The following is an 18,057-nucleotide window of genomic DNA, read 5'->3' as shown; positions in this document are numbered from 1 at the left end:
TTTCTTAAATTATGCCATTCCAGCCGGGTCACCAACGGGTATCAATGTTGGGTCATTCGGGTTTTTTGTGTCACTGGTCGGTGCAATCACCGGCGGTGTCGGTGAACTCTCTTGTTCGCGGTCGGGTATGCCCGGGGTAACGGACGGACCACGCGGTGTAGTGGCATCGGGCTGGGGCAGGGGATCACGGTTAGGCATAACGTTTCTCCTCGTTTAAATTCTGAAGGAAAAACGGGTGAGGTAGGGCATTGTTCCGCCCACCACACAATGGCCTTAAACGGACACCCCCCATTTAGTGTAGGAGCGTAACTGGCTCCTCCAGAAATGCCCTTATGCCGTCGCGTTCGATGGTTGCCAGAAACTCTTCATAGGCATCTCGGTCGGTTGCAAACGGTTCGTCCCAGACTGTGGTTGCACCGGTTTCGTCCACCACTTCCAGCGTCCAGTCACCATTGGTGCCGGCGGGCCGGTAAATATCGAGACGCAGAACGATATCGTCCTCCACGAACTCGCCAGCGTAATCGGAATGCTCGAATGGGTCATTTTTCTCGGTCATGGCCATAATATAACGATAAAGCGCAGGAAAAAGAAGGGTGCGCGGGTAAGCCGCGTCGAAAAGGAACAAATGTCGACGCTCTCGAGTTTTTGTGGCGTTCGACAACCGAAGAGGAGACACGCAATGCGGACACTTCTATTGGCAACTATGGGTGCATCTCTGCTCACACTTGCAGCGTGCAGCGATTCCAACGACAAGCAGCCAACCCAAGCCACTCCGCCAGCGGGCACCGAATCAGGACAGACAGCACCGACGGAAAGTTCGCCGACGCCTCAGACCGGAACAGGTGGCGCATCGCAAACCACCACACCAAGCGGCACGCAGAATACGCAGCAGCCGTAATCTGTTTGGCAACATCCATCGACATCCTGGAACGCACCGGCGACGCCGGTGCGTATTTTTTTACCCATTAATTCTTGTAGGCGAATTATAACGATTGGCAGTTGTATTTTTCGCCACTACGCTGACTGCGGGCAACCAATCTGTTTGCTGAGCGCGCCTGATACGGTGCTAGAGCGGTACGGGAAGGCAGTGATGGGGTCTGCGGGGGTACGTCGGCAACACAGTTTGCTGGTGGGTTTATGTGCTGTCGCGACATGTGGCATCATTGCTTTGGACGCGTTTGCTACTCGTTCAGCGCTGGTCGCGGCCTTGGGCCCGCATTCGTCTCTTGCGGTCAACGCGATGGTCATCCGCCATGTGGTGATGAGCCTGCTGGTGCTGGCGACCCTGTGGTTGGCGATATCCGGTTTGTCTCGCCAACGGCACGAGGGGCGGGTTGGTGATCTCATACAAAAGCTGGAGGGCTGGGAGGCAAAAGATCCCGGTGCTTTTGCTGGCGACCGTGTGGATGACGGTGAACTCGGCCGACTGGGCGGTGCGGTTGATGCACTGATGGACCGCTTGGCCGAAGCGCAGGCCAGGCAGGTGGAGCAGGATCACCATCACGATCTTCTGGTACGGGAGCTCGATCACCGGGTTAAAAATCTTCTGTCCACCGTTCAGGCCATTGCGCGGCAAACCTTCAAGTCGAATATACCTGCTGCTGAAGCGTCAGCGATCTTTTCGCATCGCCTGATTGCGCTCACGAACGCACATGCTCTTTTAACGCAGCGCTGGCAGGGGGCGGCCCTTTGTGCCACTGTTGATACCGCCATCAAGCCATTCCAGGATGAAGGCTCGCCTAAGCTGACCGCGCAGGGTCCGGATTTGCAAATTCGGGCAAACGCCGCGCTATCGCTCAGCATGTCGCTGCATGAACTGTGCACCAATGCGGTCAAATATGGGGCACTGAGCACCGATGCGGGTCATGTCGAGGTGCGCTGGGCTGTAGAGGAGCATCCGCAAGGCGGTGTTCTGGTTCTGCACTGGAAGGAATTTGGCGGCCCGCCGGTCGAGCCGCCGTCGCGGCAGGGGTTTGGTTCAGCGATGATCCAGCGTGTGCTCGTCCATGAACTGGGTGCCGAGACAGACCTTGATTACAAACCCACTGGCTTGGCCTGCCGCATGGTTATTCCGCTGAAGGCGCTCCTTGCCTGTGATCAGGCCTCGTCGGAACAAGAGGTTTACTGAGGAAAGCGGAGCCTTCCAGCCCAAACCGCCAGGGCTGGCCCACGTTTTTGGTGATGCCGATCCGGGGGCCACTCACAACTTTGCCAGCGGTCACACCATGCCATAACGCAAATGGAGGCTGGTTAATTGCTTGTCCGTTGAGTGAAAGGTCCACATGCAGGGCGGCGCAAAGGCGGCCCGGACCGGAGCACAGCAAACGAAGCGCGTCCATGCCACGTCGTTGCTGCATTACGTCCACACCCAGCAAGGGTTCCAATGCGCGGATCAGCACGGCACTGCCGTGCCCCGTGGTGACATTCAGGCACCAGTGGATGCCATAGGAGCGATAGACATAGGCACAGCCTGCCGGGCCAAACATCGCTGCGTTGCGGGCCGTTTCGCCGCGAAAACTGTGCGAAGCTTCATCCTCGCGATGGTAGGCTTCCGTTTCAACGATACGCCCACCGATGCCGTTCACGGTCAGCTTACACCCGACCAGTGCGCGCGCCACATCAACGACGTCCCGCTCAAAGAATGCTTTTGTCAAGGAGATGGTCATGGGGCTCTCGTAAGCTCGGCTGGCATTGCCATATACTGAATGCCCCTGCTGAAATGGACTGTTATGGTGAATCTCGATACAGACCGACGTCAACAACTAGACATAATACAACACGACGCTTTCCGCTACTTTCTGGATTTCAGCGACCCGGATACCGGCCTTGTTGCCGATACATCGCTCCCGGGATCGCCCTGCAGCATTGCCGTCGTTGGCTTCTGGCTGTCGTGCATACCCATCGGCGTGGAGCGCGGATGGATGACCCGGAATGACGCCGTAGCGCGCACCCGGCGCCTACTGGATTTCTTCCTGAATTCGGAGCAGAGCGATGCGCCAGACGCAACCGGCTATCGCGGCTTCTATTATCATTTTCTGGATATGAAGACCGGGCAACGAACGTGGGACAGCGAACTCTCCTCCATTGATACCGCTTTTCTGATCGCGGGAATGATTACCGCCAGCGCCTATTTTCAGGGTGACGCGCAGAGTGAGCGCGATATCCGTCGCGTTGTGACCCTGTTGTATGAACGGGTGGATTGGCGCTTCATGGAGAATGAAAGCGCGATGGTGTTTATGGGCTGGAAACCCGAGACCGGGTTTCTGCCACATGTCTGGCAGGGCTATAGTGAGGCGATTATCCTGTTCGTCCTCGGTCTGGCATCGCCCACATTTGCTTTGTCAAAGGACAGCTACGCACAGTTCGCCAAGAGCTACACCTATCTCGGCGAAGGAGCGATGCGGTATCTCCATGCAGGTCCACTGTTTATCCATCTGTTTTCGCACAGCTGGATCGATTTCCGGGGGTTGCAGGATGGCCAACTTAATCTAGACGGCGCCGATTATTTTCAAAACACGCAGCGCGCCATCACGGCACAACAGGCCTATGCAGAGCAGAATCCCAATCGGTTTACCGGATACGGAGCAGGTAGCTGGGGCCTGTCGGCCTGCGGCGGGCCAAAGGGTCCGCGCGTATTGCGTGACGGCAGGCGGATGACCATGCTGGGATACAGTGCTCGCGCAGTTCCGTTCGGGCCTGACGACGGCACCTTGATTCCCTGGGCGGGACTGGCCTGCCTACCGTTCAACGCGGATGTGGCGTGGCAACATTTTGACCACCTGATGCAAACCTACCCAGCTTTGCTGAACCACGGACGTTTTCCTGACAGCTTCAATCCGAGCTTGCGCGGGCGGAGTAGGGGACCGGAAGGTTGGGTGGCGCGTCGATGCTCCGGGCTGGATCAAGGGTTGTTGGTCATGATGATCGAGAATTATCGCACCGGCCAGCCGTGGGCCTTGATACGCGCGACCGATCTGGTTCGCCGTGGGCTTGACCTTGCCGGCTTTACCGGTGGCTGGCTGGAGTGCCTATAAAAAAACCGGAGCGATTTCGCTCCGGCACTGCACTTTAAAGACTTGAGGCGCCCTCAGGGCGGCTGCCCTGCCCAAGCTTTTTCAGCGCCTTTTCAATGATGCGCAGATCGGCGTACCAGCCGTCATCGTCTACCATCGCGCTCTCGGAGCCTGCGCGTTGCAGTCCACGGGCATCTTCTTCCAGCAATTTCAATTTGGCTATCTTCTGGTCCCGGATCAGCGAAACATTTTCCAGAATATCCTGAACCTTCAGTTCCGTTGTACTTACCACCATGACAGCACCCTCTGTTGCTAGGAACACTGTAAGGAACGGTTTAGTGGAAAAATCGTTCCAAAAAAGAAAAAGCCCGGACAAGCCGGGCTTTCGTATCATACCTTATACGACCAGCGATTAGCTGTTGTAAGGATGCTTGATTTCGAACTCGTCGCGGTGACGACCACCGAATGCAGCTGCCCAAGAAGCAACGAAAGCACCGATGAGAAGCGTTGCGAAGATCAGAAGCGAAGCAGTGATGGCACCTTTACGGGCAGTATCAGCGGCCTGCTTGGCTGTTTCGGCAGCTTGCTTGGTTTCAGCAACAACCTGATCAATGCGGGCTTCAGCTTCCTGTTGAGTGATGCCCGATTCGCGGGAGATCATCTGAGCGAGGTACGTGCGGTCACCGGCAGCAACTTCACCGTTCAAGGCACTGCGGGCGAGAATACGCGATGCTTCGCCGCGAACCTGCGCAGGATCAGCCGTTGCAGCATTTGGAGCAGCGGTCTCAGGAGCACGGAACAGTGTGTCCAGGAAGTAACCGTTCGGGTCCATGTTGCTCATTTCGCCATTGTTGGCAGCAACTGCCGCAGCACCACCGGCGGCTGTCGCAGCACCGGACGCAACGGAACCGACTGCCGATGCACCACCGCTGACGATGGAAGAAATCGCCGAGCTGGCAACCGTGATGGCAAGAAGGGTAGCAAGTGCCCAGGACAAGAAGCCATGTGCTGTATCGCGGAAATAGACTTCGTCGTTATGAACGCTTGTCCAGCGCGTACGCAGACGGCCAGTCAGATAACCGCCGACGCCAGCGGAAATTGCCTGAACCACAACCAGCCAGATGAAGGCAGAAATTGCCACTGTCGTTGCGACCGTACCAGCGGTCGACCAAGGCGACACGATGGTCAAGCCAAGCCCGGCACCAAGAATCATCAGCATAATGCTGAGGATCGTCGCGGCCACTGCGCCAGCGATAACCGGACCCCAGTTGATTGCGGAAATTGCGGATTCACGACCGCCTGAAGTCGTCGTCGAATTTGGTGAAACGATCGCCATATCTCTAGTCCCCTATCGGAAAAATAATGCAAGAAGAATGATGATTGGAATCGGAACGCCCAACAACCACAACAGAATTCCACGCCCCATGGTGAAGTCTCCCTCTCAAGGAAATTGATGAATACTAATAAAGAACACATCAATGGCCGATTGGTTCCACGCTTTCGCCGCATTTGGGCGAAATTCGTGAAAAATAATAATGGCCTACAGAATTTTATGGGTGTTGAGAGGGCTAATCTCCGATTTCTAATGGCAAGTGGTGAGCGTTGTGACGGGCAGAAAGGTGGCAATCGTGCAGCCTAAGGCAGCTAAAGCACCGTAAAAGCCAACGGCATTCAAGAAGCCCTGAAGCGATGCGGTATCGTGCGAAACGCGCTGTCGTATTTTCCATGCGGTAATCAGCACAGCCGCATTGGCAGCAACGGCGAGCAGAAACAGTATGATCTGTATCGAGCGTTGCAGGTCCAATCCGGCAATGCCGGGGGCAGAGGTCCAACCCAATGCGCAACCAACCGTCAACATCATATAGAGCGCCAGAAATGCCGCGGCCCAAACGCCGAAGCCGCTGACCAGAACCAGAAGCGGTCGGCCTCCGCCAACTATCCCACGACTTTCCATCATGGTGCCAGCCCTTCTGTCATGGCGACCAGTTTCGGCATGATCAGCACAAGGCCGACACCGGCAAGGCTCGCCAGTCCGGTGTAATCGTGCAGGCGGCTGCCGATGCGCAAATCCAGTGTGCGCTTTGCCGACAGAAAACCGTCATGCCAGCGCCAGAGACCAAATACGGCAAAGATCAGCCCAAGCGCGTTGTGAAGCGCGCAGTACGCCAGCACGACGAAGCTGGTGGCAGCATAGGCATGGCTTGTCGGGTCGGGCAGAGCAGTGGAGACCAGCCATATCGTTGCGCCGAGTGCTGTGAGGTGGGCGATGGTTGCGCCTAGCAGCGCAGGAACGGGGGAGCGACTGTCGCGGAGAGCCCGCACCGCCCTGCGTGCCAGCCCGGCGGCAAGCAGGCTTGCGGTGACGGCCAGTGCGGGCACAGCCAGTCCGGTTTCAATCAGTTCACGCGGGGGCCAGTTCGGTGCCACCAGCCACAGAAACAGCGTGCCGAACAACAGTGAGACATAGAGTGTGCCATTGCCGACCAGCGCGAAGACCATTGCGAGGTAGGATGGAGCCTGCGCCGCTTGGACATGTGGCGGTGCACTTTGGTTGCGGCCGATGGGAAGCAGATCGGTATCGTGTTTCAACCCGGACGTTCGCGTCCATACCATAAACAGCGCAAGCACCAGTGCCAGCGGCACAAGAGAGACCCAGTAGAGTTTGAACAGGAGACAGAGCACAAAACCGCCGGTGGCCAAGGCCGTTAGCAGCGGCAGATAGCTTGGTTGGGGCAGGATAATGACCTGATCAGGCTTGCCGGTGGTCATATCTACGCCCAGCGATTCCATCCAGTTGTTTCGCGCCAAGCCGAGATAGCCGTCACCGGCGGCCAGCCGGGGGCCGAGCGTTTCCGGGTCCACCAGATCGGCGCGCTCGGAAATGTGCGGCAGGGAGGCAAAGGCATAAGACGGGGGAGGCGTGGGGGTTGCCCATTCGAGAGATGCAGCTTTCCACGGATTGCGGCGGAATGGCTTGCCGAACTTGATGTGCAGAACAACATCCAGCACGAACAGTGCGAAGCCCATGGTCAGCACAAAGCCTCCGACGGAGGACAGGAGGTTGAGCCAATCCCAACCGACGCCACCGGGATAAGTGGATACCCGCCGCGGCATGCCTTTCAGACCTGTGAGGTGCATAAGAGAGAACGTCATGTTGAAACCGATAAGCAGCAGCCAGAAGGCTGGCACCGACAGGCCGCGAACGCTCAAGCGTCCCGTCATGTGCGGCAGCCAGTAATAGGCCGCTGCCAGCATGGGAAACACGAAACCGCCCACCAGCACGTAATGCAGGTGCGCCACGACGAAATGCGTATCATGGGCCTGCCAGTCGAATGGAACCATGGCGAGCATAACCCCCGTCAGCCCGCCCATGACAAAAATCAGGAAAAAGCCGCTGAGGTACAGCATGGGAATATCCATGCGCGGGCGTCCCTTTGCGAGCGTCGCCAGCCATGCGAAGATCTGTACGGCCGTGGGAATGGCGACGAGCGCGCTGGCCGCCGAGAAAAACGCCAGTGCCAGATGTGGAATGCCAACTGCAAACATGTGGTGCACCCACAGTCCAAACGACAAGAACCCGACCGCAATGGCGGACACGACAATGCCGCGATAGCCAATCAGCCGGTGCCGCGCAAACACCGGTAAAACGGTGGAGATCGCCCCCGCTGCCGGAAGAAAGATGATGTAGACTTCCGGGTGACCGAACAGCCAGAACAGGTGCTGCCACAACAGCGAGTCCCCGCCGCGCGTTGGATCGAAGAAGGGCAGGTCGAAGGCGCGTTCCAGTTCCAGAAGGATGGAGCCAAGGATCATGGGCGGGAAGCCCAGCAGCATCATGGCCGCCACCACCAGCAAATACCAGGCAAAGATCGGCATTTTATCGAGCGACATGCCGGGCGCGCGCATTTTCAGGATCGAAACCAGCGTTTCCACCGCCGCCGACATGGCGGAAATCTCGACAAAGGTAATGCCCAGCAGCCAGACATCAGCATTGATGCCCGGCGTATGTGCCGATGACGACAATGGCGTATACATGAACCAGCCACTATCGGGCGCCACGCCCAAAAAGCAGCGCAATAATGAGGATGGAGCCGCCGAAAATGTAGCACCAGAAGCCGTAGGCGGTCAGGCGTGGAAACGCCATGTCGCGTGCGCCGAGCATTTTGGGCAGCAGGTAGATGGCGAAGCCTTCAAACATCGGAATGGCAAACAGAAACATCATCACCGTGCCATGCATGGTGAAAATCTGGTTGTAGACCGCCGGTCCCAGAAAGGCACTGTTGGGTGTCGCCAACTGAACCCGGATCAGCATCGACAACAGGCCTCCAATGGCGAAAAACACGAAAGCCGCGATGATGAAACGACGGCCGAGCACCGTATGGTTGACGGCGGATAGACAACCCCAGCCACCGGGCGTATCCCAGATGCGAGACAGTTGTTTATGCAGCGCGATGGGCGATGGTTTGGCGGGGGCGTCCGTCATTGCGTCCTGTCCATCTGGCGAAGTTCACTTTCATAGTCTTGCGGAGCATGGGCCTCTACGGTGAATTCCATGATCGTATGGCCTTCGCCGCAGAACTCGGCGCAGACACCACGATAAATGCCGGGACGGTCTGCTTGCAGGCGCACAATGTTTTCATGGCCGGGAATGGCATCAAGCTTGCCACCAAGGCGCGGCACCCAGAACGAATGAATGACATCCGCGCTGGTGATGACAATATCGACCGGCTCGCCGGATGGAATGTGAAGCCGGTCCATGGTCGGAGCGACGCCATCAACGGCGGGATACCGGAACGTCCAGTTCCATTGTGCCGCATGGGCCTCCACCCGCAAGGGCGCTTCGCGTTGCGGGGAGGCAATCAGGCGCTCACCCATAAACAGTGCAAAAATCACCAGCGCCGTCAGGATGACCGAGGGCATGACCAGTCCGCCGCCAAACACCAGCCAGCGGCTGGACAGGCGGCTGGCAAAACCTGGGGCGATGAAACAGAGTGCAAGAATGCCTGTCACCAGCGCAAACAGCGCAACCGACCCCCAGAACATGACATGGAACAGCGTGGCAATGGACCCAGCCGATGGTCCCGCAGGGTCCAGTGTCGAAAGCGGTCCGCCGCAACTCGACAATATCAACGGCAGCCCAATATAGAGCGAAACGCGAGTGATTGGCAGAGGAGTGCAGGCATGAACGAGACGCGCAACGAAGGAAATCCGGTGATCGAAACGGTCAAGGAAGAGTCCGTCGAATCCGCAATTGCGGTTGCGGGCCATCCCCTCCATGCCATGACCGTGCATTTCCCGATTGCGCTGGTCATCGCCACACTCGGCTGCGACATCTTCTACTGGTGGACCGGCGATCTCTTCTGGGTGCGGGTCAGCCTCTGGTCGTCCGGCTTTGCCTTTGCCAGCGGGGTTGTCGCGGGCCTGATCGGCACGGCGGAACTGCTCTTCGTTCAAGGCATCCGCATTCGCGTGGCAAGCTGGACCCATGCGGTTGCCGCCATGACACTGATTGCGATTGCCGGAGCCAATTGGGGCGTGCGCTTGCAGGACGAGGCGGCTGTGTTGCCCTACGGCCTGATGCTCTCGGTTCTGGCCAGCATCTTTACCGGGCTTGCCGGATGGCATGGGGGAAAGCTGGTGTTCGATCATGGCGTCGGGCTCATTGTTGGACCCGACGAGTGAACATCAGGAACTGTCCCTGGAACGAGCGATGGTGCTATCTCTTCCGCCAGACGACGCAAGCCTCCCGGCTCTGACAGCACGTGCGGCAGCAAGGATGCAAGATCAAGGTCCGGCTTCCACAGCACCACGCCGAGAATGGCTGTGATGATGACGCTGGTTGCTGCCGTTACGCCGACCCAGCGCCAGCGCGGATACTGCTCGCCATCGTCATATAGGCGAATGATCACCAGTCCGCTGAGAACGTGGACCACCACCAGCGCGCCGACAAAAACCAGCTTGACATGAAACCATTGCCCGAATGCGTCTCGCAGAAAGATTAAAGCGACACCGCTGCCAATGGCGATAAAGGCGGCTGGAGAAATGAGCGCTACGTAGCAAAAGCGGGTCAACTCCTGCAGACGATAGAGATCTTCCTTAACAACCGCCTTGTTGCGAATGATGTAGAGACCGGGCAGGGCCAGCAGCCCCGCGCTCCAGAGACAGATGGCAGCGATGTGAAGGGTTTTGATCCAGATCATTCGCGGTTGCCGACACCGGCAAGCGGCTCCTTGTCCGATAGCAGGCGAAACACGGTGATCAGCGCCGCCAGCAGGTAGGGTAGGGCGGCAGGCACCCACATCAGCAGGCCAGCCAGTTGCTGATCTTCCATGGCGGTCAGGCCATAGGCATCTGTGGTCAGGAAGTGTTCGATGAACATTGGACGCTCGGTGAAGGTCAGAAGTGCGCCAAGCATGCCCATCTGGATGACCGTTGCCAGCAGGCCAGCCAGTGCCAGACCCGGATTGACCGCCGCACAGAAGATGGCCCGCCATAAAAAGAATGCCGAAAGAAGCAGAGACAGTTCCATCACCCAGAACAGGGATGTGCTGGCCAGCGCCATGCTGTAGAAAACAGGGGCATGCCACATCCACACGATGATGGTGTGAACGAGGAAGAACAGCGGCAGCAGGTTGGCGCTGTTTTCGTCGGTCTCCCGGCGCAGCGCAACCGCCAGCAGTGGCGCGACAAAGCCGATCAGCACGACATGGTGCAAAACGCGAATGGAAAACAGCGCAGAACTCAACGCGCACAGCGGTGAAATCAGAAACAGTGCAAGCAGACCGTAAGCCACCCAGAACGCACTGTGTTGCGCTTGTGTGCCCCCACGCGACCGCATCAGATATAACGGGATGGCGAGAACGAACGCGCCCAGCAACACCGGATCAAGATTCCAGCTGGACCAAAGGGCATCAGGTGAAGGGGCTGCTCCGCAGTAGGGCGTATAAATCTGTTTCATGTTTGCCCCCTGCCATGCCGTGCGAGACGCGCCGCGTTTCGATTGGTCACAAGTCGCGAGAGCTAAAAAAGTTCCATCTTTCGAGAAGAGCCTTGATTAGCCGAGGATAGAACAGTGGAATTGTTTGACTAATGAATCATTTCCCGGCCATTTCGGGCTTGCACCTTCTGAATCTCAGGCGTTTAACGCGTTCGAGACATGGAGGAGAGCCACAAATGGCATCGGTAACGTCTTCGGGCAGCGATCAGGCAAACAAAACAGCATTTGCAATCATCGTCGCGGTGAGTTTCTGTCACCTTCTGAACGATATCATGCAGTCGCTTCTGACGGCCATCTATCCCGTTATCAAGGACAACTACCAGCTTGATTACACGCAGATCGGTATTTTGACCTTTACCTTTCAAGTCACCGCGTCTCTGTTGCAGCCCCTCATTGGGATTATCACCGACCGCTGGCCCATGCCGTACTCACTGCCCGTTGGAATGCTCAGCACCTGCACGGGGCTGATCACGCTGGCTTTTGCACATGATTTCTCCATGTTGCTGATTGGTGCGAGCCTTATCGGGCTTGGCTCGGCCATTTTCCATCCCGAGTCCTCGCGCGTTGCACGGCTGGCGTCGGGTGGGCGTCATGGTTTGGCGCAGTCCTTGTTTCAGGTTGGCGGAAATGCGGGATCGGCCATGGGGCCGCTGCTTGCCGCGTTTATCGTGCTGCCATACGGACAGGGCAGCGTTGCGTGGTTCTCGTTGGCAGCGCTGATCGGCTTTTTCGTGCTGATCCGCGTCGGCAAATGGTACTCGGAAAGCTACCGCAGTGCCATGCACCGCACGGCACCCAGCCGCGCACTGCCGCTGCCACGCCGGCAGGTGATCTGGGCGCTCTTGGTGCTGGTGCTGCTGACGACCACCAAAAACGTCTATATGGCGAGCTTTTCCAGCTACTTCACATTTTACACCATTGAACGGTTCGGCGTGAGCGTTCAAAACTCGCAATTGCTGCTGTTCCTGTTTCTGGGTGCATCCGCCGCTGGCGTGTTTCTCGGCGGGCCGATCGGGGACCGGTTCGGCACGCGGTTCGTCATCTGGTTTTCCATTCTGGGTGTCATTCCCTTCGCGCTGCTCCTGCCTTATGCCTCGCTTTTCTGGACCGCAGTGCTGACCGTCATCATCGGCCTGATCTTTTCCTCGGCATTCTCAAATATCGTGGTGTTTGCGCAGGAACTTGTGCCGGGTCGTGTGGGCATGATTGCAGGGGTGTTTTTCGGCTTCGCCTTCGGTGCGGGTGGCGTGGGTGCGGCCCTGCTTGGCGGGTATGTCGATCTCTACGGCATTGAATTTGTCTACAAGCTCTGCTCATATTTTCCGCTTCTGGGTGTGCTGACAATCTTTCTGCCGCGTCTGTCCGAGTCGAGAGGAGCAAAAAAAGCCGCATAGTGAGAACGGCCTGTTCATCGTTCTGCCCCTTCTGGCATGTGCCGAAAGCGCGATATGAAGGGGCAACACAAGATGGAGGTTTATATCATGCAACTCACGGGCATTCATCACCTGACGGCCATTACCGCCAGGCCAGCCGATAATCTCAACTTTTACACACAGACACTCGGTCTGCGACTGGTGAAGAAAACCGTCAATCAGGACGACACCAGCGCCTATCACCTGTTCTATGCCGATGGCAAAGCCAGCCCCGGCACGGATTTGACGTTCTTCGATTTTCCGGTGCAACGCGAACGGCGCGGCACCCACAGCGTAATCGCAACCGGGCTGCGGGTCGGCTCGCAAACCAGTCTGGAGTTTTGGAAGCGTCGTCTGGACGAGGCCAGGGTCAAGGCGGGTGATATTATCGAGATCGGCGGCGCGGCGTCTATCGAGTTCGAAGATTTTGAAGGCCAGCGCTTTCGGCTGGTGGCGGATGATACGAATGCCCCGTCACATCCCTGGGATCGCAGTCCGGTGGATGCTGTCCATCAGATCAAGGGCCTCGGGCCCATCGTGATGAGCGTGCCGGTCATCGACAATACGGAACTGGTACTGACGGAAATCATGAATATGACCAGGGTTCGTGACTACCCATCGCCAGATGGAATCGGACATGTTCATGTGTTTTCCATGGGCGAGGGCGGTCCCTCGGCGGAGCTGCATGTGGCCGTGCAGCCTACGCTGCCGGTCGCCCATCAGGGTGCGGGCGCTGTCCACCATGTCGCGTTTCGCGTGCCGGACAGCCGAGCGCTCACCGAGTGGACAAAGCGCGTGCGCGGCTTCCGTCTGCCATCCAGCGGGGAGGTGGAGCGCTATTATTTCCGCTCGCTCTACTTCCGTGAGCCGAATGGCGTTCTGTTTGAACTGGCGACCGATGGCCCTGGCTTTGCCGTGGACGAACCCTTGGAAACGCTGGGTGAAAGCCTGTCGCTTCCGCCATTTCTGGAAGACAAGCGGGCCTCCATCGAAGCCCGCCTGAAGCCTCTGGCTTAACGATCAAAGCCCACGCTCGTCCAGCCACGAGCGGCAAAGGCGAGCGTCTTCCAATATCAGATCATGTCCCACCGGCAGCATGTGGCTGGCGACGGATGCTCCGGCGCGTTCCAAATGCTCTATCAAGGGCGGCGCGTAGGGCCCGAATGGGTCTTGCGCGCCGTTCGTCACGAGAACCTGAACGCCTGTCAGGTTTACGGGATCAACGGCGTTCAGCACCTGCATGGGCCGCAGCAAAATAGCGTTGCGGATGGTGTCGGGACAGGATTCCAGCATGGCTCCGATCATATTGGCACCATTGGAAAAGCCCAGAAAAACGCAGGTTTCCGGCTCAATATCATAGCGTTTCATGGCTGCTTTCAAAAAACGGTCGAGCGCTTCTGCCTCTGCCCGGATATGGGCTTGATCGAACGTCACTGCGGTCTGGCGGCGAAACCAGCGGGCAAAGCCTTCGTCCAGACTGCGTCCGCGCATGGCAAGGGTGGCAGAACCGGGGGCGATATGTCGCATCAAGGGCAAAAGGCTGGTTTCATCACCTCCGGTGCCATGAAGCAGCACGAATGTCGTTGATGAGTCATAAGTTGAGCCATGGGTTGAGGCATGAAAGCTATGGATGAAATCAGCGTCGGTTGCAGACATGTTTACCTCCGGCTACAGAAGCCACGTAAAGACTCTGTTTACAATCCGTTCCATTTGAGGGTAACGGATGCCTATAATTTCCGCATTGGTTTGGACGGCGTACGCCACCACGAGAGATGAATGTCCCTAGTCAATCTGAAAGTCATCCGCAAGACGCCCTGCGAGCTCTGTCCTTTGCGGCCTCTGCCGCATTTCCGCGAATTTACCCCGGATGAGCTTGAGTTCGTCTCGCATTTCAAGAAAAGCGAAGTGTCGGTCGAGGCCGGGCAGATTATTCTGATGGAGGGGGCGCAGAGCGCGCACCTGTTCACGGTTCTGGCCGGTTGGGGGTTTCGCTATAAAATGCTGGAGGACGGACGCCGTCAGATTCTCAACTACGTTATGCCCGGCGATCTCATTGGCTTGCAGGGCAGCTTGACGGGCGAGATGCAGCATTCCATCGAGGCCCTGTCTCCGGTCACACTCTGCGTGTTCGAGAAGAAAGAGCTCTCGACACTCTATCGTGGCTACCCCGATCTTGCTTTCGATCTTACCTGGATTGCCGCGCGCGAGGAGCGGATGCTGGACGAAAACCTGCTGAGCATTGGCCGCCGCTCGGCATTGGAAAGAGCAGCCTATCTGTTGGCGATGCTGGCGCAGCGTGCCAGCGTGCTGGACCTGTTTCGGTCAGGCCGCTGCGTTATTCCCATCACGCAGCAGCATCTGGCCGATACGCTCGGCCTGTCCATTGTCCACACCAACAAGACTTTGCGCAAGCTCTCTGACAAAGGCATGATCCGCTGGGCAGAGCGATCCTGCGAAATCCTGGATCAGCGAGGGCTTGAGGATATTGCTGGATGGAAAGGTGTCGGCGAAGGCAAGAGGCCGTTCATTTAAGCCCGGTGTACCTACCGCAGACCAAGCCGCCCCAGCCACTCGGCGATGACGTGCTGACACATTTGCCAGAAGCCGAGCGGTGCGATTTCCACGTTATCATCGAAGCCGAAGACCACGCGGGCAGCATGTTCCATTCTCTCAATGTCGGTGATTGCCATCGTCGGTCCTCCCAAACCAAAACTCTCTCTTTGTATAAGCGATTTCGGTTTCTTTGACGAGATCAACAAGCGAGCCATCAAAAATATTCATGTCCCTCTTTCGGAAATCAAATGACGCACTAAGTTCGCGTCAGCTTATCGTACTACAGTAATGTGAAAACCATATTTCAAGCTGGCTATGTCTTATTTAAATGAAGCCAGCGGACGCGGAGGGTAAAAGGCCGTGTCGAACGATTCGTTTTCATGCATACCATTTTGAGTTCTCTGCAAGGTTTGATCGCGCCGATTATCGATGATCCTCTGCAGCCCTATTTAAAGTATCTGGCGTGAACCGTGTTCACGCGAAATGAACTGAGAGGACTGTTCTGCCTGTGACCGATTTGAGCACTTGCGATCGTGAGCCGATTCATATTCCCGGCCGTTTGCAAACCTTTGGCGTTCTGATTGCCGTTTCTCAGGACTGGATTGTCTCTTACGCATCCACCAATGTGGACCGGCTCATCGGCTTCTCGGCAGAGGATATCGTCGGTCATCCATTGACCAATTTCATCCAGTCCGATGTTATTCACACCATTCGCAACCGGCTGCAAAACCTGCGTGGTCGGGATGGGGTGGAGCGCTTGCGTGGCATTCACGTAACCGAAAACGCGCCAGCCTGCGATGTGTCGCTGCATATTTCCACCAGCAATGTCGTTCTGGAGTTCGAGGCCGCTGCCAAACAGGTGGAAACGGACGATATCCAGTCCGCTGTACGCTCTGCGATCAACCGCCTGTCGTCCACCAAGGGCTTGAGCCGACTGTGTTCGGACGCGGCGCGCTACATGCGCGCCATTACCGGGTTTGACCGGGTGATGATCTATCAATTCATGCAGGACGATAGCGGCGAAGTGATTGCCGAGGCAAAGACGTCGAGCTTAACGCCCTATCTGCACCTGCGTTACCCCGCCAGCGATATTCCGAAGCAGGCGCGGGCTTTGTATTTGCGCCAGAGCATCCGGTTGATTGCCGATGTCAACGACCCCTGCGTGCGGCTTTATCCTGAAAAAAATCCGGATGGACAGCCGCTGGACCTGTCGCAATCGGCGCTTCGGGCTGTGTCTCCCATCCATATCGAATATTTGAAGAATATGGGCGTCAGCGCCTCCATGTCGGTGTCCATCATCGTGCGGGGAAAGCTGTGGGGACTCATTGCCTGTCATCACACCCATCCGTTGACACTGAACCAGTCCAAGCGGGGGGCGGCGGAACTGTTCGGACAGATGTTCTCGTTGATCCTCGATAGCCAGCAGCGGGAGGAAGAGCAGGAGCACGACCGGACCGTGCAGGATCTGGCATCCAGCATGCCCAATGTCGTTGCCGCAGCGGAGTCGACCATTGACGCCATGCTGGAAATCAGCAGCGAATTCATGTCTGTCTTCAAGGGCGATGGCGTTGCCGTTTACTTTGACGGAAAATCCGCGACTGTGGGGATTACGCCCGGCGAGGCGCATATCGATGATCTCGTGCGGTTTCTCAATCGCACGGCGGCCAATCAGATCTACGCCACGTCCGACATCGGCTCGGTGTACGAACCGGGTCGTGCTTTCGCCGGTCTGGCCGCAGGCGTGCTGGCGCTACCGATTTCAAAATCTCCCCGTGACTTCATCCTGATTTTCCGTCGGGAACTTGCCCGCACCGTGTTGTGGGCAGGAAACCCGGACAAGCCGGTCTCATCGACGGCGGGTGTGCGCGTTTCCCCGCGCAAAAGCTTCGAAGCTTGGCGCGAGGTGGTCGAGGGTCAGTCCAGCCCGTGGACAGCGCTCGATATCCGCGCAGCTGCTCAGTTGCGCATCACCATCCTCGAAACCGTGTTGCGGTTGACGGACCAGGCGGTGAAAGAGCGCAAGAGCGCGCAGGAAAAGCAGGAAATCCTGATTGCCGAACTCAATCATCGGGTTCGCAATATTCTGGGACTGGTGCGGGGGCTGATTTCGCAGGGCCAGTCGCAACCCCAGTCACAACAGATGTCGACAGCCGATTATGTACAGGTTCTGGACAGTCGCATTCAGTCACTGGCCCGTGCGCACGACCAGATTACTCAGGTCAATTGGTCGGCAGCACCGTTTTCAGGAATTCTGGAAACCGAAGCCGAAAGCTATATGGGCGGCATTATCAGCCGCGTAACGGTCAGGGGCCCCGACCATCTGCTGGAACCGGCGGCCTTTTCCACCGTGGCGCTGGTGATCCACGAACTGGTTACGAATTCCGCCAAATACGGCGCTTTGTCCGTACCACAGGGCAGGGTAACGGTGACACTGTCTCGCAACGAGATGGATGACATGCTGTTTTGCTGGGAGGAGAGCGGCGGGCCGGTCGTGCACGCGCCCAATCGTCGCGGTTTTGGCTCAACGATTATTGAACGCTCAATCCCCTTTGATTTGCAGGGCGAGGCCAAGATTACCTACGCGCCGACCGGTCTGGTGGCGCATTTCAGAATTCCGGCGATCTACGCAACCGAGATATTGGGGCTTAACGCCCGAGAACAGGCGCTGATACACGTGAACACCATGTCCATTCCTTCGTCTATCCGCCGCGTTCTGGTGCTGGAGGACAATTTCATCATCGCGATGGAGGCAGAAGACATTTTGCTGGCGCTGGATGTGGACGAAGTGCTGATGGCTTCTTCCGTCAAGGAGGCGCGCTCCTTTGTCGACTCTATCGGTCTTGATGGTCACCGCGTGGATTTCGCCCTTCTGGATGTCAGTCTGGGTACGGAAACGAGCTTTGCATTTGCGCAGGATTTGCAGGCACGCGGCATTCCGTTTGGTTTTGCCAGCGGCTACGGCGAGTCGGCGGCATTTCCGGGGACGCTGGCAAGTGTGCCCCGTATCGCCAAACCGTTCGACAAGCAGTCGATCAGCCGCTTGCTTACAACCGCGACGGGGCAGTTATAACTTACTGTTTTG

General features: G+C 57.4%; 21 protein-coding genes. 8 read left to right on the top strand and 13 right to left on the bottom strand.

What is annotated here, in order from left to right; all coding sequences use genetic code 11:
- Window positions 1-9: 9 nt before the first annotated feature.
- Both IFT84_RS19165 and IFT84_RS19160 read right to left on the bottom strand, forming a co-directional pair.
- Window positions 10-198 carry a hypothetical protein gene (locus tag IFT84_RS19165; RefSeq protein ID WP_192122212.1) on the bottom strand — a complete coding sequence of 63 codons (189 nt, stop codon included), beginning with the start codon at window positions 196-198 and terminating at the stop codon, window positions 10-12.
- Window positions 199-292: 94 nt separating this feature from the next.
- A complete protein-coding gene (locus tag IFT84_RS19160; protein ID WP_192122211.1) occupies window positions 293-556 on the bottom strand; it encodes a hypothetical protein in 264 nt (87 codons plus the stop codon).
- Between the two features lie 123 nt (window positions 557-679).
- Here IFT84_RS19160 and IFT84_RS19155 point away from each other — a divergent pair, with 123 nt between their 5' ends.
- Complete coding sequence (locus IFT84_RS19155) at window positions 680-898, top strand: hypothetical protein (protein WP_192122210.1); 219 nt, start codon at window positions 680-682, stop codon at window positions 896-898.
- Between the two features lie 270 nt (window positions 899-1,168).
- Window positions 1,169-2,128 carry a sensor histidine kinase gene (locus IFT84_RS19150; RefSeq protein ID WP_192122209.1) on the top strand — a complete coding sequence of 320 codons (960 nt, stop codon included), beginning with the start codon at window positions 1,169-1,171 and terminating at the stop codon, window positions 2,126-2,128.
- Here the strand turns inward: IFT84_RS19150 and IFT84_RS19145 are convergent.
- A complete protein-coding gene (locus IFT84_RS19145) occupies window positions 2,067-2,666 on the bottom strand; it encodes a DNA-3-methyladenine glycosylase (RefSeq protein WP_192122208.1) in 600 nt (199 codons plus the stop codon). The two genes, IFT84_RS19150 and IFT84_RS19145, sit on opposite strands and share 62 nt — an antisense overlap.
- Window positions 2,667-2,729: 63 nt before the next feature.
- Between IFT84_RS19145 and IFT84_RS19140 the strand changes: the two genes are divergently transcribed.
- A complete protein-coding gene (locus tag IFT84_RS19140; protein ID WP_244651294.1) occupies window positions 2,730-4,034 on the top strand; it encodes a glucoamylase family protein in 1,305 nt (434 codons plus the stop codon).
- Between the two features lie 34 nt (window positions 4,035-4,068).
- On the opposite strand, the gene IFT84_RS19135 is transcribed toward IFT84_RS19140, so the two are convergent.
- From IFT84_RS19135 to coxB, 6 genes are all read right to left on the bottom strand, one after another.
- Entirely contained in the window at window positions 4,069-4,308 is a 240-nt protein-coding gene (locus tag IFT84_RS19135) for a hypothetical protein (RefSeq protein ID WP_197975604.1), read from the bottom strand.
- 117 nt (window positions 4,309-4,425) lie between these two features.
- Window positions 4,426-5,349 (bottom strand): hypothetical protein, encoded by a 924-nt coding sequence (locus tag IFT84_RS19130; protein WP_192122206.1) that lies wholly within the window; start codon window positions 5,347-5,349, stop codon window positions 4,426-4,428.
- A 246-nt stretch (window positions 5,350-5,595) separates the two neighbouring features.
- The gene (locus IFT84_RS19125) at window positions 5,596-5,970 is read right to left on the bottom strand and encodes a hypothetical protein (RefSeq protein ID WP_192122205.1); all 375 of its coding nucleotides are present in this window, start codon (window positions 5,968-5,970) and stop codon (window positions 5,596-5,598) included.
- A complete protein-coding gene (locus IFT84_RS19120; RefSeq protein WP_342212893.1) occupies window positions 5,967-8,048 on the bottom strand; it encodes a cbb3-type cytochrome c oxidase subunit I in 2,082 nt (693 codons plus the stop codon). Before IFT84_RS19120 ends, IFT84_RS19125 begins: the two co-directional genes overlap by 4 nt.
- A gap of 10 nt (window positions 8,049-8,058) precedes the next feature.
- Window positions 8,059-8,496, bottom strand: a complete 438-nt coding sequence (locus IFT84_RS21720) for a cbb3-type cytochrome c oxidase subunit I (protein WP_342212892.1) — start codon at window positions 8,494-8,496, stop codon at window positions 8,059-8,061.
- Window positions 8,493-9,143, bottom strand: coding sequence for a cytochrome c oxidase subunit II (coxB, locus tag IFT84_RS19115; RefSeq protein ID WP_244651293.1), 651 nt, complete (start codon window positions 9,141-9,143; stop codon window positions 8,493-8,495). Before coxB ends, IFT84_RS21720 begins: the two co-directional genes overlap by 4 nt.
- Window positions 9,144-9,194: 51 nt before the next feature.
- On the opposite strand from coxB, the gene IFT84_RS19110 reads away from it, so the two are divergent.
- On the top strand, window positions 9,195-9,695 hold the full coding sequence (locus IFT84_RS19110) for a DUF2231 domain-containing protein (protein WP_192122203.1): 501 nt from the start codon (window positions 9,195-9,197) through the stop codon (window positions 9,693-9,695).
- On the opposite strand, the gene IFT84_RS19105 is transcribed toward IFT84_RS19110, so the two are convergent.
- Window positions 9,659-10,213: a CopD family protein gene (locus tag IFT84_RS19105; protein WP_192122202.1), complete on the bottom strand. Its 555-nt coding sequence runs from the start codon at window positions 10,211-10,213 to the stop codon at window positions 9,659-9,661. The genes IFT84_RS19110 and IFT84_RS19105 overlap by 37 nt on opposite strands.
- Window positions 10,210-10,971, bottom strand: a complete 762-nt coding sequence (locus IFT84_RS19100; protein ID WP_192122201.1) for a cytochrome c oxidase assembly protein — start codon at window positions 10,969-10,971, stop codon at window positions 10,210-10,212. Before IFT84_RS19100 ends, IFT84_RS19105 begins: the two co-directional genes overlap by 4 nt.
- A 215-nt stretch (window positions 10,972-11,186) precedes the next feature.
- On the opposite strand from IFT84_RS19100, the gene IFT84_RS19095 reads away from it, so the two are divergent.
- Complete coding sequence (locus IFT84_RS19095; RefSeq protein WP_192122200.1) at window positions 11,187-12,404, top strand: MFS transporter; 1,218 nt, start codon at window positions 11,187-11,189, stop codon at window positions 12,402-12,404.
- An 87-nt stretch (window positions 12,405-12,491) separates the two neighbouring features.
- Window positions 12,492-13,439 (top strand): ring-cleaving dioxygenase, encoded by a 948-nt coding sequence (locus IFT84_RS19090; RefSeq protein WP_192122199.1) that lies wholly within the window; start codon window positions 12,492-12,494, stop codon window positions 13,437-13,439.
- A gap of 3 nt (window positions 13,440-13,442) precedes the next feature.
- On the opposite strand, the gene IFT84_RS19085 is transcribed toward IFT84_RS19090, so the two are convergent.
- Window positions 13,443-14,078, bottom strand: coding sequence for an alpha/beta hydrolase (locus IFT84_RS19085; RefSeq protein ID WP_192122198.1), 636 nt, complete (start codon window positions 14,076-14,078; stop codon window positions 13,443-13,445).
- 120 nt (window positions 14,079-14,198) lie between these two features.
- Here IFT84_RS19085 and IFT84_RS19080 point away from each other — a divergent pair, with 120 nt between their 5' ends.
- Window positions 14,199-14,954, top strand: a complete 756-nt coding sequence (locus IFT84_RS19080) for a Crp/Fnr family transcriptional regulator (RefSeq protein ID WP_192122197.1) — start codon at window positions 14,199-14,201, stop codon at window positions 14,952-14,954.
- An 11-nt stretch (window positions 14,955-14,965) separates the two neighbouring features.
- Here the strand turns inward: IFT84_RS19080 and IFT84_RS19075 are convergent, their stop codons facing one another.
- Complete coding sequence (locus IFT84_RS19075; protein WP_192122196.1) at window positions 14,966-15,112, bottom strand: hypothetical protein; 147 nt, start codon at window positions 15,110-15,112, stop codon at window positions 14,966-14,968.
- A 371-nt stretch (window positions 15,113-15,483) separates the two neighbouring features.
- Between IFT84_RS19075 and IFT84_RS19070 the strand changes: the two genes are divergently transcribed.
- On the top strand, window positions 15,484-18,045 hold the full coding sequence (locus tag IFT84_RS19070; RefSeq protein WP_342212891.1) for an HWE histidine kinase domain-containing protein: 2,562 nt from the start codon (window positions 15,484-15,486) through the stop codon (window positions 18,043-18,045).
- The last annotated feature ends 12 nt before the right edge of the window (window positions 18,046-18,057 follow it).

Source organism: Rhizobium sp. CFBP 8762, assembly GCF_014841565.1.
In the GTDB taxonomy this organism is placed as follows: domain Bacteria; phylum Pseudomonadota; class Alphaproteobacteria; order Rhizobiales; family Rhizobiaceae; genus CFBP-8762.
The sequence above is the reverse complement of the archived record's forward strand: the minus strand, read 5'-3'. Positions and strand labels throughout refer to the sequence as shown.

What these genes read in the sequence shown, in the direction of transcription:
- IFT84_RS19095 (WP_192122200.1), top strand. Translation starts at nt 11,187, where the DNA reads ATGGCATCGGTAACGTCTTCGGGCAGCGATCAGGCAAACAAAACAGCA.
- IFT84_RS19165 (WP_192122212.1), bottom strand. Translation starts at nt 198, where the DNA reads ATGCCTAACCGTGATCCCCTGCCCCAGCCCGATGCCACTACACCGCGT.
- IFT84_RS19155 (WP_192122210.1), top strand. Translation starts at nt 680, where the DNA reads ATGCGGACACTTCTATTGGCAACTATGGGTGCATCTCTGCTCACACTT.
- IFT84_RS19120 (WP_342212893.1), bottom strand. Translation starts at nt 8,048, where the DNA reads ATGTATACGCCATTGTCGTCATCGGCACATACGCCGGGCATCAATGCT.
- IFT84_RS19105 (WP_192122202.1), bottom strand. Translation starts at nt 10,213, where the DNA reads ATGATCTGGATCAAAACCCTTCACATCGCTGCCATCTGTCTCTGGAGC.
- IFT84_RS19080 (WP_192122197.1), top strand. Translation starts at nt 14,199, where the DNA reads ATGTCCCTAGTCAATCTGAAAGTCATCCGCAAGACGCCCTGCGAGCTC.
- IFT84_RS19145 (WP_192122208.1), bottom strand. Translation starts at nt 2,666, where the DNA reads ATGACCATCTCCTTGACAAAAGCATTCTTTGAGCGGGACGTCGTTGAT.
- IFT84_RS19090 (WP_192122199.1), top strand. Translation starts at nt 12,492, where the DNA reads ATGCAACTCACGGGCATTCATCACCTGACGGCCATTACCGCCAGGCCA.
- IFT84_RS19160 (WP_192122211.1), bottom strand. Translation starts at nt 556, where the DNA reads ATGACCGAGAAAAATGACCCATTCGAGCATTCCGATTACGCTGGCGAG.
- IFT84_RS19110 (WP_192122203.1), top strand. Translation starts at nt 9,195, where the DNA reads ATGAACGAGACGCGCAACGAAGGAAATCCGGTGATCGAAACGGTCAAG.
- IFT84_RS19130 (WP_192122206.1), bottom strand. Translation starts at nt 5,349, where the DNA reads ATGGCGATCGTTTCACCAAATTCGACGACGACTTCAGGCGGTCGTGAA.
- IFT84_RS19100 (WP_192122201.1), bottom strand. Translation starts at nt 10,971, where the DNA reads ATGAAACAGATTTATACGCCCTACTGCGGAGCAGCCCCTTCACCTGAT.
- IFT84_RS21720 (WP_342212892.1), bottom strand. Translation starts at nt 8,496, where the DNA reads ATGACGGACGCCCCCGCCAAACCATCGCCCATCGCGCTGCATAAACAA.
- IFT84_RS19140 (WP_244651294.1), top strand. Translation starts at nt 2,730, where the DNA reads ATGGTGAATCTCGATACAGACCGACGTCAACAACTAGACATAATACAA.
- IFT84_RS19075 (WP_192122196.1), bottom strand. Translation starts at nt 15,112, where the DNA reads ATGGCAATCACCGACATTGAGAGAATGGAACATGCTGCCCGCGTGGTC.
- IFT84_RS19135 (WP_197975604.1), bottom strand. Translation starts at nt 4,308, where the DNA reads ATGGTGGTAAGTACAACGGAACTGAAGGTTCAGGATATTCTGGAAAAT.
- IFT84_RS19085 (WP_192122198.1), bottom strand. Translation starts at nt 14,078, where the DNA reads ATGTCTGCAACCGACGCTGATTTCATCCATAGCTTTCATGCCTCAACC.
- IFT84_RS19125 (WP_192122205.1), bottom strand. Translation starts at nt 5,970, where the DNA reads ATGATGGAAAGTCGTGGGATAGTTGGCGGAGGCCGACCGCTTCTGGTT.